This is a genomic window from Gordonia mangrovi, from assembly GCF_024734075.1.
Taxonomy (GTDB): domain Bacteria; phylum Actinomycetota; class Actinomycetes; order Mycobacteriales; family Mycobacteriaceae; genus Gordonia; species Gordonia mangrovi.
Genome location: NZ_CP102850.1, coordinates 1,516,726 through 1,530,146 on the forward strand (window position 1 = coordinate 1,516,726; position 13,421 = coordinate 1,530,146).

The 13,421-nt window shown below is 66.0% G+C and carries 14 protein-coding genes; 4 read left to right on the top strand and 10 right to left on the bottom strand.

Annotated features, from left to right (window positions below; all coding sequences use genetic code 11):
* Window positions 1–88: 88 nt before the first annotated feature.
* The gene (gene ygiD / locus NWF22_RS06960) at window positions 89–859 is read left to right on the top strand and encodes a 4,5-DOPA-extradiol-dioxygenase (protein ID WP_160901319.1); all 771 of its coding nucleotides are present in this window, start codon (window positions 89–91) and stop codon (window positions 857–859) included.
* Window positions 860–867: 8 nt separating this feature from the next.
* Here ygiD and NWF22_RS06965 read toward each other — a convergent pair whose 3' ends face one another.
* Both NWF22_RS06965 and NWF22_RS06970 read right to left on the bottom strand, forming a co-directional pair.
* A complete protein-coding gene (locus tag NWF22_RS06965; RefSeq protein WP_160899995.1) occupies window positions 868–2,406 on the bottom strand; it encodes a class I adenylate-forming enzyme family protein in 1,539 nt (512 codons plus the stop codon).
* A gap of 63 nt (window positions 2,407–2,469) precedes the next feature.
* The gene (locus NWF22_RS06970; protein WP_160899994.1) at window positions 2,470–2,898 is read right to left on the bottom strand and encodes a nitroreductase family deazaflavin-dependent oxidoreductase; all 429 of its coding nucleotides are present in this window, start codon (window positions 2,896–2,898) and stop codon (window positions 2,470–2,472) included.
* A gap of 339 nt (window positions 2,899–3,237) precedes the next feature.
* On the opposite strand from NWF22_RS06970, the gene NWF22_RS06975 reads away from it, so the two are divergent.
* Window positions 3,238–3,702: an HD domain-containing protein gene (locus NWF22_RS06975; RefSeq protein WP_258321350.1), complete on the top strand. Its 465-nt coding sequence runs from the start codon at window positions 3,238–3,240 to the stop codon at window positions 3,700–3,702.
* Window positions 3,703–3,749: 47 nt separating this feature from the next.
* Here NWF22_RS06975 and pruA read toward each other — a convergent pair whose 3' ends face one another.
* Complete coding sequence (pruA, locus tag NWF22_RS06980; RefSeq protein ID WP_160899992.1) at window positions 3,750–5,393, bottom strand: L-glutamate gamma-semialdehyde dehydrogenase; 1,644 nt, start codon at window positions 5,391–5,393, stop codon at window positions 3,750–3,752.
* Between the two features lie 119 nt (window positions 5,394–5,512).
* Here pruA and NWF22_RS06985 point away from each other — a divergent pair, with 119 nt between their 5' ends.
* Window positions 5,513–6,181, top strand: a complete 669-nt coding sequence (locus tag NWF22_RS06985; protein WP_160899991.1) for a GntR family transcriptional regulator — start codon at window positions 5,513–5,515, stop codon at window positions 6,179–6,181.
* Here NWF22_RS06985 and NWF22_RS06990 read toward each other — a convergent pair whose 3' ends face one another.
* From NWF22_RS06990 to NWF22_RS07015, 6 genes are all read right to left on the bottom strand, one after another.
* A complete protein-coding gene (locus NWF22_RS06990) occupies window positions 6,182–6,961 on the bottom strand; it encodes an IclR family transcriptional regulator (protein WP_160899990.1) in 780 nt (259 codons plus the stop codon). It lies immediately after the preceding gene.
* 67 nt (window positions 6,962–7,028) lie between these two features.
* The gene (locus tag NWF22_RS06995) at window positions 7,029–7,940 is read right to left on the bottom strand and encodes a proline dehydrogenase family protein (RefSeq protein WP_160899989.1); all 912 of its coding nucleotides are present in this window, start codon (window positions 7,938–7,940) and stop codon (window positions 7,029–7,031) included.
* A 76-nt stretch (window positions 7,941–8,016) separates the two neighbouring features.
* The gene (locus tag NWF22_RS07000; RefSeq protein ID WP_160899988.1) at window positions 8,017–9,177 is read right to left on the bottom strand and encodes an FAD-binding oxidoreductase; all 1,161 of its coding nucleotides are present in this window, start codon (window positions 9,175–9,177) and stop codon (window positions 8,017–8,019) included.
* 36 nt (window positions 9,178–9,213) lie between these two features.
* The gene (locus NWF22_RS07005; protein WP_160899987.1) at window positions 9,214–10,479 is read right to left on the bottom strand and encodes an aromatic ring-hydroxylating oxygenase subunit alpha; all 1,266 of its coding nucleotides are present in this window, start codon (window positions 10,477–10,479) and stop codon (window positions 9,214–9,216) included.
* Window positions 10,480–10,916: 437 nt separating this feature from the next.
* Complete coding sequence (locus NWF22_RS07010; RefSeq protein ID WP_160899986.1) at window positions 10,917–11,369, bottom strand: PaaI family thioesterase; 453 nt, start codon at window positions 11,367–11,369, stop codon at window positions 10,917–10,919.
* Between the two features lie 58 nt (window positions 11,370–11,427).
* Entirely contained in the window at window positions 11,428–11,955 is a 528-nt protein-coding gene (locus NWF22_RS07015; protein ID WP_160899985.1) for a Uma2 family endonuclease, read from the bottom strand.
* A gap of 250 nt (window positions 11,956–12,205) precedes the next feature.
* Between NWF22_RS07015 and NWF22_RS07020 the strand changes: the two genes are divergently transcribed.
* On the top strand, window positions 12,206–12,934 hold the full coding sequence (locus NWF22_RS07020; RefSeq protein WP_160899984.1) for a mycothiol-dependent nitroreductase Rv2466c family protein: 729 nt from the start codon (window positions 12,206–12,208) through the stop codon (window positions 12,932–12,934).
* Window positions 12,935–12,973: 39 nt separating this feature from the next.
* Here NWF22_RS07020 and NWF22_RS07025 read toward each other — a convergent pair whose 3' ends face one another.
* Window positions 12,974–13,165 carry a hypothetical protein gene (locus tag NWF22_RS07025; protein ID WP_160899983.1) on the bottom strand — a complete coding sequence of 64 codons (192 nt, stop codon included), beginning with the start codon at window positions 13,163–13,165 and terminating at the stop codon, window positions 12,974–12,976.
* Window positions 13,166–13,421: the final 256 nt, after the last annotated feature.

The window sequence follows — 13,421 nt, forward strand, 5'->3', positions numbered from 1 at the left end:
CGTCGTACACTCGCCAGTACATGAAACTTCATGCACCCTGTTCGACATCCGCGAAGGACCGACGATGACCACTCCCGCACCCTCGACGATGCCGATGGCGTTCCTCGGGCACGGCAGCCCGATGAACGCCATCGAGCACAACCGCTTCACCCAGGCGTGGGCGGAGTTCGGTCGGTCTGTCCCGCGACCGCGGGCCATTCTCGTGATCAGCGCGCACTGGTACATCAATGCCACGGCGGTCACCGGGATGTCGCGGCCGCGTACCATCCACGACTTCTACGGGTTCCCCCGCGAGCTGTTCGAATTCGACTATCCGGCACCGGGGTTACCGGATCTGGCCGGTGAGGTCGCCGAGGTCGCGAAACCGACGTGGGTGGGCACCGACACCGACAGCTGGGGTATCGACCACGGCGCGTGGTCGGTGCTCGCCCACGCCTTTCCCGACGCCGACATCCCGATCGTGCAGTTGAGCATCAACGGCGAACGCGACCTCGACTATCACTTCGATCTCGGCGCACGCCTGGCACCGCTGCGGGAGTCCGGCGTGCTGATCCTGGGCAGCGGCAACATCGTGCACAACCTGCGGGCCGTCGACTTCTCCCTGCCGGAGGCCGGCTACGACTGGGCCCAGCGCTTCGACGACGCCGCCCGCGAGGCCATGCTCGGCGCACCCGCCGACTACCCGGCGCTGGCCGGTCACGGCGACTACGCGGCGGCAGTGCCCACTCCCGATCACTTCCTGCCGTCGGTGTATCTCGCAGGCCTGGCGGCCGCCACCACCGACGACTCGTCGTCGACGGTCCTCGTCGACGGCTGCTCCTACGGATCGCTGTCGATGACGTCCTACGTGGTGAACTGACACCGCCGCTACCGCAACGGGTCTCCCCACTGCACCTCATCCCGGATGTTGCGCTTGAGGAGTTTGCCACCGGCGTTGCGCGGCAGCGCTTCTCCGGTCACCGATGCGAACTGCGGGATCTTGAAGTCGGCCAGGTTCTGCCGACAGTGCTGCAGCACCGCGGCGACGTCGAGGTCACCGGACTCCGCCACCAGGACCGCGCCGACCTTCTCCCCCATCACCTCGTCGGGTACCGGCAGGACCGCGGCGTCCAGCACACCGGGCGCCGACAGCAGGACCGCCTCCACCTCGATGCTGGACACGTTCTCGCCGCCGCGGTTGATGATGTCCTTCATGCGGTCGACGATGTACACGCGACCCGCATCATCCACGCGGACGACGTCGCCGGTGTGCAGCCACCCATCGATGATGGTGTCGGCGTTTGCATCCGGTCGTTCCCAGTAGCCTGCGGTGACGTTGGCGCCGCGCACCACGAGTTCGCCGACGGTCGGGTCGTCGGCGATCGGCACGATGCCGATGTCCACCGACGGCACCGCGTAGCCGACCGAGTCGGCATGGTCGACGGCGTCCGCGTCGGGCAGCACCGTGATGAGCGACGCCGATTCGGTCATCCCGTAGCCGTTCATCACCGTGGCCTCGCCGAACGCGGACTTGAGTTGCCGCACCATCGACGGCGCGATCGGCGCCCCGCCGTAGCCGACGACCCGCACCCCGGACACATCCGCCTCGGCGAAGGCGGGATATCGAAGCAGCAGTGCATACACCGCCGGCACCGTGATCAGATATCCGATGCGCTCGGAGACCACGACCTCGGCCATGGTGGCCACGTCGAGCTGCGGCATGATCACCGAGGTGCCGCCGACGTAGGCGGCCACCAACAACTGGGAGTTACAGCCGGTCACGTGGAACAGCGGCACCGAGATCAGGGTGCGGTAGTCGGCGCCCAGGTCACGGGTGATACCCGAACACCGGATCATGTTCTCGGCGTTGGTGACGAACCCCGCGTGCGTGGTGGGCACACCCTTCGGTCGTCCGGTGGTGCCCGAGGTGTAGAACAACGCCGCGACATCGTCCGCGCCGGCGCCCTCGACGACATGGGGCTCGCCGTCGGGCAGCGCTGTGCCCGGCGCCAGGTCGATGGCGGCCCCGGAGTTCTCGAGAACGAAGGCCACCTCGGGTTCGGTCATCCGCGTGTTCACCGCGACCACCACACCACCGGCCAACAGCGTGCCCCAGAACGCCACCGCCCAGTCGGCGCCTGCCGCGTACCGCAGTGCGACGCGATCGCCATTCGCCACCTTCTGCGCACGCAAGCCGCCGGCCACCCGACGCGCCGCATCCCACAGCTCGGCATATGTCAGGCGTCGACCACCGAGTTCCACCACAGCTTCGTCCTGCGGTGCGGTTGCCGCACGATCCCGCAGGACGTCGATCAGCGTCGCCGGCACATCCGCGTACCGGGGCACCCCGCCGGCGTCGCGGACGACGCCGTCCCGACCGAACGGGTTCTGGTCACGACGGATCGCGATGACAGCACTGTCACTCATCCTTCGGTTGTACTCGGCGACCGCGACGGACGAACCGGTTTCGGCGCATCGACCCGCGCGGTCTCAGGACCGCCGCAAGGCCAGCACCGGGATCGTGCGGATACCCGCGGTCTTCGACTCGTACTCCGCGAAGCCGGGATACCGCGTGGCCTGTTCGGCAAAGATGCGGTCCCGATCATCCCCGGAGACCTCGCGGACGTCGACATCGAACGTCTCCGTACCCACCTCGACCTGCGCAACCCCGGACGCCGTCAGGTTGTGATACCACGCGGGATGGGAGGGCGCGCCGGCCTTGGACGCGAAGATGTACATCACCGCCGCGTCGTCCTCATCGGACAGGTACATCAGCGGTGTGACGTTCTGCTTGCCGCTCTTCCGGCCGGTGTGATGGAGCAGAACCATCGGCGCGCCCTCGAATGGGCCACCCACCTTGCCGTCGTTGGCCCGAAACTCGTTGATGATCTGCGTGTTCCAGTCGTCGGTCTCGCTCATTGTCGCTTCCTTCGTCATAGTGCCGGCCCCGTGCAGCCATTGATACCCCGCGGAGCCGGATCGCACGTGGTGAACCGCGGACAACGGGCCATACACCAGCAGGACCCCGAGCTGCCCGCCATCCCGGGTGGTGACGTTCTGCACACAACTCGCGTTGAGACTTACCCGTGAGTAAGATAGGCATCGATAGTCGGGGAGTTGATCATGAACACAGAGGCAGGCACGCACCCACTGGTGCTTTCCGCGGCGACTCTGTCGCGAACTTTATTGGCTCCGTTGCCATCACGAGTGCGCCATACCGAAGGCGTGGTATCGAGAGCAGCGGCTTTGACCGACACGGTGCCAGTCAGAGCCCGGCACACGCTACTCGCCGCGGCATGGTTGCACGACGTCGGTTACGCCCCCCGACTGGCGTCCACCGGATTCCATCCGATCGATGGCGCTCGTCATCTCGCGTCGCTGGGATGGTCGCCGGAGATCTGCGGATTGGTGGCACACCACTCCGGCGCACGGTTTGTCGCCGACTTGCAGGGCCTCGGCGACCAACTCGACGAGTTCGAGTTCGTCGAAGATGCCCTGACCGATGCGCTGACAGTCGCGGACCAGACCTCGGGACCTCAGGGGCAGCCTCTGACATTGGAGGATCGCATGCAGAACATGCTGTCTCGGCACGGTTCCGACTCTGTCAACGCCCGCGCGCATCCGCAGCGGGCCCGCTACTTCCGCAGCGCGTGGGCTCGGGTCGCCGCGCGCCGACTGGTCCTCTCTCCCGACATCGGCTCTCTCGTGCCCCTCGCGAGCTGACCCCCGCAAGCCCGTTCGGGTGTGGCGGGTTCATCCGCCCGGCGAACTCACCCCATGTATGGGTAAGTCCAGTCGAGGTCGGGCGTCATGTTCTCCTTGATGAAGCGGCCGCTGACCCAACGCTGCAGCGCGAGAACCGAACCGGTCTTGTCATTGGTGCCCGACCCGCGACCACCACCGAACGACTGCTGGCCCATGGTGGCACCGGTCGGCTTGTCGTTGACGTAGATCATGCCCGCGTTGTCGCGCAGCACGTCGAGCGCGGTGTTGATCGCGATCCGGTCCGAGCCGAAGATCGAGCAGGTCAACGCGTACTGACTGGTCGAGTCCAGCAGGCCCAGCGTGTGTTCCCAGTCGTCGTCTTCGTAGACGTACACGCTGAGCAACGGCCCGAAAAACTCCTCGCTCATGACGAATGACCGCGGGTCGGTGGTCTCGACGATGGTCGGCTCGACGAACCAACCCTTCTCGGTCGACACGCTGCCGCCGACGAGGATCTCATGATCGCCGGACTGCTTGACGTGGTCGAACACCGCCGCCAGACGGTCGGCCGCCGCGAGGTCGATGACCGCACCGACGAAGGTCTCGTGCCGGGTGACGTCGCCGACGACCAGTCCGGCGGTCGTCTCGATCAGCTGCTCACGGAGGTCCTGCCACAGGCTGCGCGGAAGATAGGCGCGCGAGGCGGCCGAACACTTCTGGCCCTGGTACTCGAAGGCGCCGCGGATAAGCGCCACCAGCAGCGCCTGCGGGTCTGCGCTCGGGTGGGCGATGACGGCGTTCTTGCCGCCGGTCTCCCCCACCAGGCGCGGGTAGCTGCGGAAGGTCTCCAGGTTGTTCGCGATGCCGCGCCAGATGGAGCGGAACACCGCGGTGGAACCGGTGAAGCTGATGCCTGCGAGGTGTTCGCTGGCCTGGGCGACCTCGGTGACCAGCTTGCCGTCACCGTGCACGAGGTTGATCACGCCCGCGGGCACGCCCGCCTCCACGAAGATCCGCATCACGACGTCGCTGGAGAGCGCCGACTTCTCCGACGGCTTCCACACGACGACGTTGCCCATCAACGCCGGGGTCGAGGGCAGGTTGCCCGCGATGGCGGTGAAGTTGAACGGAGTGAGCGCGAGGACGAAGCCCTCGAGCGGGCGATGGTCCATCACGTTCTGCACGCCGGTGACCGAGAACGGCTGTGCGGTGTAGATCTGCTCGGCGAGTTTCACGTTGTAGCGGAAGAAGTCGACCAGCTCGTTGACGTCGATCTCGGCCTGATGGAAGGTCTTGGACTGACCCAGCATCGTGGTCGCCATCAGTTCGTCGCGGTACTTGCCGTTCACCAGCTCGGCGGCGCGCAGGAAGATCGCCACCCGGTCCAGCCAGTCCATCCGGGACCAGTCGTGGCGCGCGGCAAGAGCCGCATCGATCGCAGCATTGACGTCCTCGGCAGTGGCCACCGGTATGCGTCCGAGTTCGAGCCCATGCTCGTGCGGCGCCACGACCGGGGCCGACTCACCGATGGGCCGGCGCACTCCGTTGATGACGTTGGGCAGGTCGCGCACATCCGCCGCCGTGACGGCGTCGATCTCGGCGAGCACGTTGCGCGCCTCGGGAGATCCGGGCGCATAGTCGCGAGCCTGCTCGTTGACGGGCTCGGGTACACGCGGGTTGCCCGCGATGCGGGCGTTGGCGATGGTCATGATGGGGGCTCCTCACCTCACGACGGTCGAGTCGCGCCAACGGATCCGACCCACCCACAGCCTGAACGTTTACTGAAATGTCAGCGCGATGTCAGTCAGATGGTAGGTATGCTCGCCGCATGAGTCAACCGTTGCAGAGCTCGGAGTCGCCGACACGGTCCCGACGGCTCGTCGACGTCGCCTACGAGCAATTGCGCGACGACCTGATCTCGTTGACGATCGAACCCGGGTCCCCGCTCAACGAGAAGGAGCTCGCCGAGCGCCTGGGCACCGGACTCACCCCCGTACGCGACGCCATCAAACGTCTCGCACTCGAACGTCTCGTTGTGACCTTCCCCCGACGAGGGACATTCGCGACCGACATCTCCGTGGGCGACGAGGCATGGTTGACGGAGGTCCGGGTGGAACTCGAGGGCCTCGCGGCGGCGCAGGCGTCGATCCGCGCCACGCAGGAGGAACGCGACGCCCTGGTCCAGATCGTGCGAACCCACCCCGACGCCCATCATCGTTCGTCGGGTTACCTCGAGATCGACACGACCATCCATCGGATGATCTATGCGGCCGCCCACAATCCGTTCCTCGCCGACACCCTCAACCAATACGCCAACCTGTCGATGCGCATCTGGAATTTCGGTCTGCAACGCATGGTCGGGACGGCGACCGACAACTGCGATCAAGCCGAGGTGGTCGCAGCGATTGCACAGGGGGATGCCGACGCCGCCCGCGAGGCGGCGCGCGCGCATCTACGCGACTTCTCCGTCAGCGTGCGGCGCATGCTCAACCAGTGATCACATCGGTTTCGGGTATCCGTTGCGTTCGGAGATGGTCGCCGCGGCAGACTTCACCAGTCCGGCGATCTCGTGGGGGTCGGTGATCCGGAACGTCGGTCCGGACACCGAGACCGCTGCCACCACGGAACCGTCGAGAGTCCGAATGGGTGCGGCAACCGCACTGAGTCCGAGCTCGTGTTCGTCGCGGGTGAACGCCCAACCGCGGTCGCTGGTCAACGTGAGCTGTGCGTCCAGTTCGGCCCGGTCGGTGAGGGTGTAGTCGGTGAACCGCTCCAGCGGCCCGGCCAGCACCTCGTCGCGCTCGTCGGTGGTCATGGACGCCAAAAACACCCGCCCGGCAGAGGTGGCGTGGATCGGCGACCGCTGGCCCACCCAGTTGACGGTGGTGATCGTCGACGATCCGATCACCTGGTCGATGCTGATCACCGCGTCGTCGTCGCGGATGACGATGTTCACCGTCTCACCCACTTCGGCGGCCAGGGTCTGACACACTCCGCGGCTGATGACCGACAGGTCGTAGCGACGCGTCGCACCCGCCGCCAGCTGAACGATCCCATACCCGAGGTGATAGCGACCGCGGCTTTCCTCCTGCTCGACGATGCCGCGGGCCTCCAAGGTGGACAGCAGCCGAAAAGTCGTCGACTTGTGCAAGCCCACCTCACCGGACAGTTCGGTGACGGTGCTCGGCCCGCGCCGAGCCAGGACCTGGAGCACCGTGATCGCCCGGTCGACCGACTGGACTGACGAATCGGACCCCTGGCGTCCTATGGGCGGCATGCAAGGACCATACCGAGGGCGTGGCGTCGGCCCATGTCGCGGGCGCGATCGACCCCTCGCGCCGCGTTCAGTCGCCGACGACCGACCGGAGGAACAACATCAGATTCGCGGGACGCTCGGCCATACGCCGCATCAGGTAGGGGTACCACCGGCTGCCGAACGGAACATAGACCCGCACCCGGTATCCGTCCGCCGCCAGCTGCTCCTGCAGTTCCCGGCGCACTCCATAGAGCATCTGGAACTCGAAGTCCCGCTTGCTGATCCCGAGGCGTGCGGCGGTTGCCTTGACCAGCTCGACGCAGGAGTCGTCATGTGTTCCGAACGCCGGGTCGGGCAGGTTCTGCAGGGCCCAGCCGGCGAGGTGCTGATATTGGGCCGTCACCTCGGCCGGGTCGACGATGGCTTTGTCGATCGTCTCCAGGAAGGCACCCTTGACCAACCGGATGCGCGGTTTGACGTCGCTGAACGAACAGAGGTCCTCGGGGGTTCGGCGCATGGCGGCCTGGATCGCGACGCGGGTGTTCGGATGACTGGGCAGCTGGGAACGGAACGCCTCCAGCGTCTGTGGCCCGACGGAACTGTGTTCCATGTCGACCTCCACCGAGATCCCCGACTCCGCACCGACGTCGAGCAGTTGCTTCAGATGACCCACACAGACCACCGGGTCGAGCCCGATGCCGAGTTGAGACAGCTTGACCGACACTGTCGAGTCCGGGGAGCCGGTGGCAAGAGCGTGCATGGTGTCGACATAGGCCGCTGTCGCGTCCGCCGACTCCCGCAGGTCGCTCACCGTTTCGCCCAGCAGATCGAGACTGACGTCGATGCCCTTGGCGTTGAGTTCCCGGGTGGCGGCGACCGCCTCGTCGAGCGTGGTGCCGGCGACGTAGCGTGACACCAGTGGCTTGGTCAACCTGCTGCGACCGATGATCCGCTCGAGTCGCTTGCTGTCAGCGGCGAGCAGAAGTGCCTTCTTGATCATGTTGCTCCTTCGGTGTGGGTGTCGGTGTCGCTGGACTGATGGCGTACGGCAGGTTCGGTGGGCCGAGTGACGGGTGTCAGAGGTCGAGCCTCAGATCACCCAGCGGCTTGGCGCAGCAGACCAGGATCTTGTTGCGGGCGATCTCTTTGGGGCGGATACCGCCGTTGTGCGTCATGTCCACCTGACCGCGCAGGAGTGTGGTCTTGCAGGTTCCGCACATGCCCTGCCCGCAGGACGCCGGCACCCGCAGACCCGCGGCCAGGGCGGCGGCGAGGATGGTCTCGTCCTCCCCGCAGCGGATCGTGTGACCGCTGGCGGCCAAAGCGACGGTGTGGGTCGCCACCGGCGAGTCGTCGGTCACGGCATCGTCCGGGGTTTGCGACTCGACCACCGTGCGATCGGTGATCGGCAGGGTGTCGAAGGAGAAACTCTCCTCGTGGTACCGCCGCATGTCGTATCCCAGATCGCCGAGGATGCGCCGTACCGCTGCCATGTATGCCGAAGGGCCACAGGTGAAGGCGACTCGCTCGGCGAAGTCGGCCGCCACGGTCTCCACCATCGGCGCGGTGAGCCGACCCCGCAGACCGGCCCAGCGCTCGGCGGGGTAATCGTTCTCACAAACGTGCACGACGCGCAGCCCAGGCATGACTGCGGCCATCGCATCGAGCTCCCGCCGGAACGGGATGTCGCCAGGGGTCCGTGCGCTGTGGATGAAGACAACGTCGGCATCCGACCCCAGGTCGAACAGTGTGCGCGTCATCGACATCATCGGCGTGATCCCGCTGCCGGCCGACAGGAACAGATACTTCGGGGCGGGCACGCGCGGCAGGGTGAAGGTTCCCCGCGGCGCCAGCGCGGTTACGCCGGAGCCGGGAACAACGCTGTCGTGCAACCAATTCGACACCGGTCCCCCGACCATCCGCTTGACCGTGATCGCCAGCAGATGCGGGCGTGTGGGCGGTGAGGAGATCGTGTAGCACCTGCTGACGGGGACGCTGTCGACGACGAGTCGCAGGACGATGAACTGACCCGGAACGAAGTGAAAAGTCCGGCCCGCCGGCGCCTCGAAGAAGAACGACTTCACGTCGTGGGTGATCTCCTGCACCGCCCGACAGATCAGGAGCACCTCGTCGTCGTCACCCCAACAGTGCTCGGCGACACCGAGACCCGTCGTCGGAAGCGTGGCGGTGGCGGCATGGGAGAACGTCCGTGTCGCTCGTGGAGTCACCGTCGTCATCGCGGAACCTTTCGGTGGTGAAACAGTGTGGCGGCATCAGGATCGGACGTGAGCACGGAGACGCTGGAGGTACCAGCTGACGAAGGCCTCGACATCGCCCTCGACCATGGAATACGGCCCGGGAAGGTAGCCGGGATCGGCGACGCCCTGCTGCGCTCCCGCCACGAGCTCACGGTCTTGGGAGTTCGTGGCATTCCACACCGACGTGAGGCCGTCGAGGTCGTAGTCGACCCCTTCTTCGGCATCTCTGTGGACCAGCCAGGTGGTGCGGACGATGCTGCGCTCGGGCCCCAGCGGGAGGACCCGGAACACCACCGCGTGATCACTCAGCAGATGAAACCACGAGTTCGGCTGCAGATGGATCGACAGGTCGCCGAATCGGGCGTCGGGGATGACGCCCATCAGTCTGCGGCACACCGGGTCTCCATTCGGACCGAATGACGAGCCCGAGCCGTCCAGCGGCATGTGTGAGACCTGGAATCCGGTGATTCGCGTGTCCAGTTCCCGCCGTCCGTCGCGTGGGAAGTCCGTCAACGAGCACGCCTGGGTCAGCTGCTCCTGTGCGGCCCGGTACCGGTCGAACACCGGCCGAATCCGCGGGTGGATGTCGTTGGCGGAGTAGCCGAACAGTGGGAAATATGCGGTGAGGAGCTCGGGATGCGCGACGTCGCAATGCTGACACTCCCGGTTGTTCTCCATCACGAGCTTCCAGTTGCCGTCCTCGATGAGGTCGGACTGATGAGCGACCTTCGAGTGTTTCAGGTCGAAGGGCGCGACATAGGGTTCGAGGATGGCGGCGACCTCGTCGAAATCGGGCGGCGGCTGTTCGGCAAGACAGATGAAGATCAACCCGGCGATGCTGCGCACATGCACGGACCGTAGACCCGAGGCCGATCTGTCGAACTGCGGCGGCTGCGACTCCACGTAGACGAGCGTGCCATCCACCCGGTAGGTCCATTGGTGGTAGGGGCACACCAGATTCCCTACGGAACCGCAGCCGTCCTGCAGGATTCGGGAACCCCGATGTCGACACACATTGTGGAAGGCGCGCACGCCGTCGTCGTCGTCCCGCACGATGATCACCGAGTACGGTCCGACGCCGACGGTGACGTAGTCGCCCGGGTCGGGAATCTCTGCCTCGGTCGCACTGAACAACCAGTGCTCGGCGAAGATCGCGGTCAGATCGAGGTCGAAGAACTTCTGACTCGTGTAGAAGTCCGCCTCCAGGCTGTGGCCGACCGCACGACGGTTGATCAACACCGCGACATCTCGCGCAGGCGAGGGGATATCCACATTCTTCATGACAGCTCCGGGGAAGGTCGGCCTGCAGACTCGGGACATACCCGACGAGAGCATGTGTGCCACATTGTGAAACTCAATCACTTGACGAGATAATGGTCTCCCCGGGATGCACGTCTGTCAACCCCACCACGGAGCGGGAACAGTGCCTTGCCGACGACTCGCATAGAGCTCTGATTGCAGCTCAGAGAACAGACCGCCGACAGACCCCGGGGTCGACGACGCATCGGTGCGGCCGACGAAACAGGGAATTTACTCAGGCTTTTCGACCAGCGCCGTCAATCCGCAGATTCGTTTCATATTACGAAATAACTCGCAGTTTGGAACCCGTGACGACTGACGGGTCCGCCGTCTGCGACGGGGTCGAGAAACACCGCCCGGTCAGGCAATCGTCGGGCCTGTGCACCGGTGATTCATCGGGAGACCACGTGAGCTACTCCCTATCGGGGACGCCACCGCTTCCACACCGCCCGACCGGTGGCGCGAACCTTCTCGCCGAAATACAGTTCGACGTCGCAGATGATCTCGGGCTCGGCGGATTCGACGATGGTCGCGCGGAGCTCGACCGGCCGGTCGAGCGGGCTCGGCCGGACATAGCGGACGTCGATGCCGGCGGTCACGAACGGGAGCAGCGCGCCGTCGAGTGAGTGCCATCCCTGCACCGACGCCTCGTTCATCACCGCTGCGGCGGAATGACAATCGAGCAGCGTGGCGATGATGCCGCCGTTGAGAAAGCCGATGCCGTTGTCGTGTTCGGGCCACGGTGTGAATGTCGCGACGACGCCATCATCGTCGACATAGCTCTTCAGTCGGAGGCCTCGCTCGTTGGCCGGCCCGCAGCCGAAACAGTTCATCGTCGGGAACAGCCGGTCCTGGACTGCGATGGTCTCCACAGCTGGCAAGTATCCGCCCCCATGCGCGCCCACGCGACGATTTCGCCGCGACTCGTCGTCACCGCTTCAACGAGATCCGCATCGGCCAGGGATTCGACGTCACGACCTCCCCGGTGAAGCTTGTCGCCAGGTAGCCGCCCGACGTCAAATCCAGTGCGGTGACCACACCGTCCTCGTCGACGATCCAGTAGTGCGGGATGCCCGCCTCGGCGTATTCGCTGCTCTTGGTCACCCGGTCGGTGCGGCGCGAACCCGGCGACATCACCTCGATGGCCAACACGACCTGGTCGGCGGTGATCGGGAACTCCACCGCTGACCGGCGACGAACGATGAGGTCGGGCACGCGCACGGTGGCCGGCGTGTGCGGATCGATCACGACGTCGACCTCGATCAGCACCTCGAGGCCCGCCGGGAGTTGACCGCTGAGCTGGGTGGCAAGACTCAACACCACGCGGGCATGCGCGGGTCGCGGCCGGGGCGACACTATTCGAACACCCTCTTGCAGTTCGACTCGGACCTCCTGGTCCTCGCCGAGTGCCCACCATTCATCCAGCGACAGCAAGTGGGCGTGTGCCGGGCCGGACATGCTCAGCAGTGTAGTCGGGGCCGGTGACCTCGGATAGGACGCAACTGCTCATCGGCGCGGGTGGGTCGGATGCCGGCCTGCGAGTGCGGTGGGGTGAATTCTCATGCGGCCGAATCTGTCATGTCGAGTCGGATTCGTCGGACCATGAGCCGGTCTGTGCACAACCACTCGGACACTGCACAACGAGCCCGGCCCCGGGTGCGCGCTATGGTCGAGGCCGGGGACCTGACAACCACCGAAAGCGATATCGATGGCCGACGCCGACATCAACTTCTACTTCGATCCGGTCTGTCCGTTCGCCTGGGTGACCAGCAAATGGGTCCGCACGGTGCAGGCGCAACGCGACTACGCCGTCGATTGGCGGTTCATCTCACTACGCCTGATCAACGCGCACATCGACTATGACGCGCATTTCCCACCCGAGTACGAGGCCGGTCACACCGCCGGACTGCGACTGCTCCGCGCCGCGGCCAGCATCCGGCGCGAACACGGGCCAGCACCGCTCGGCGGACTGTACGAGGCGTTCGGGACCCGGATCTTCGACTCCCACACCGGCACCTACCTCGTCGACGGACGCGACGACCGCGGCACCGAGAACTTCTTGGGACCGGTCCTCGACGAACTCGGGCTGCCGACTCATCACGTCGACGCGCTCGACGACACATCCTTCGACGCCGAGATCCAGGCCGAGACCGACGAGGCGCTCGGGTTGACCGGCCGCGACGTCGGCACCCCGATCATCCACTTCGAACCGCCGGAGGGGGTGGCGTTCTTCGGCCCGGTGATCAGTCGGCTGCCCAGCGACGAGGACGCACTCGTGTTGTGGGACCACGTCGTCGGCCTGGCCCGCTTCCCGGGGTTCGCCGAACTCAAACGCAGCCTGCGCGAACGACCGCAGCTGACCGCGTTCGGGGTGACCACCGGGGAAGCCGGTGTGCAGGAGGACTGGCACGGCGGGAGCCGACGCACCAAGAAGTGACCACGGTTGCGGCCGGTCACGCCGTTCGAACGGTCGAACTCACCGCGCGACGACGACGGCGGGCGGTTGCGGGGTTGTCTCGGTCACCGGGGCAGGGCTCTGGGCGACGGCGAACATGATCAGTCCCATCATCAGGATCTGCGGGATCGCCAGGGCGGTCGTGTCGAGCATCGACGTCCAGCGGCGCTGAGCCCAGCGCTGTGTCGGGCTCGTACATGCACGAGCGGCCATGGCGCACTCCTCGTTCTCGATGTTCTCACCGAGAAGAGTCGCCGACCGCGCTTGGAACCCACTTGAGATTCACTGGTGGGCCGCTGCGGACGGTCCCGCAAATCCCGCAGACATGCGCCCCACAGACACACCCTGCCCAACGGAAACGCGAACACCATGGTCGCGAAGGTGCTGGTACGGGCGCTTCGGTGGGGCGCATGTGCGGGCCGGGGCCGGGTGACGTCGGTCGCGGGACGTCAGATGATGCTGACGACCA

What these genes read in the sequence shown, in the direction of transcription:
- NWF22_RS07025 (WP_160899983.1), bottom strand. Translation starts at nt 13,165, where the DNA reads ATGGCCGCTCGTGCATGTACGAGCCCGACACAGCGCTGGGCTCAGCGC.
- ygiD (WP_160901319.1), top strand. Translation starts at nt 89, where the DNA reads ATGCCGATGGCGTTCCTCGGGCACGGCAGCCCGATGAACGCCATCGAG.
- NWF22_RS07020 (WP_160899984.1), top strand. Translation starts at nt 12,206, where the DNA reads ATGGCCGACGCCGACATCAACTTCTACTTCGATCCGGTCTGTCCGTTC.
- NWF22_RS07000 (WP_160899988.1), bottom strand. Translation starts at nt 9,177, where the DNA reads ATGACGACGGTGACTCCACGAGCGACACGGACGTTCTCCCATGCCGCC.
- NWF22_RS06970 (WP_160899994.1), bottom strand. Translation starts at nt 2,898, where the DNA reads ATGAGCGAGACCGACGACTGGAACACGCAGATCATCAACGAGTTTCGG.
- NWF22_RS07015 (WP_160899985.1), bottom strand. Translation starts at nt 11,955, where the DNA reads ATGTCCGGCCCGGCACACGCCCACTTGCTGTCGCTGGATGAATGGTGG.
- NWF22_RS07005 (WP_160899987.1), bottom strand. Translation starts at nt 10,479, where the DNA reads ATGAAGAATGTGGATATCCCCTCGCCTGCGCGAGATGTCGCGGTGTTG.
- NWF22_RS06965 (WP_160899995.1), bottom strand. Translation starts at nt 2,406, where the DNA reads ATGAGTGACAGTGCTGTCATCGCGATCCGTCGTGACCAGAACCCGTTC.
- NWF22_RS06995 (WP_160899989.1), bottom strand. Translation starts at nt 7,940, where the DNA reads ATGATCAAGAAGGCACTTCTGCTCGCCGCTGACAGCAAGCGACTCGAG.
- NWF22_RS06990 (WP_160899990.1), bottom strand. Translation starts at nt 6,961, where the DNA reads ATGCCGCCCATAGGACGCCAGGGGTCCGATTCGTCAGTCCAGTCGGTC.
- pruA (WP_160899992.1), bottom strand. Translation starts at nt 5,393, where the DNA reads ATGACCATCGCCAACGCCCGCATCGCGGGCAACCCGCGTGTACCCGAG.
- NWF22_RS06985 (WP_160899991.1), top strand. Translation starts at nt 5,513, where the DNA reads ATGAGTCAACCGTTGCAGAGCTCGGAGTCGCCGACACGGTCCCGACGG.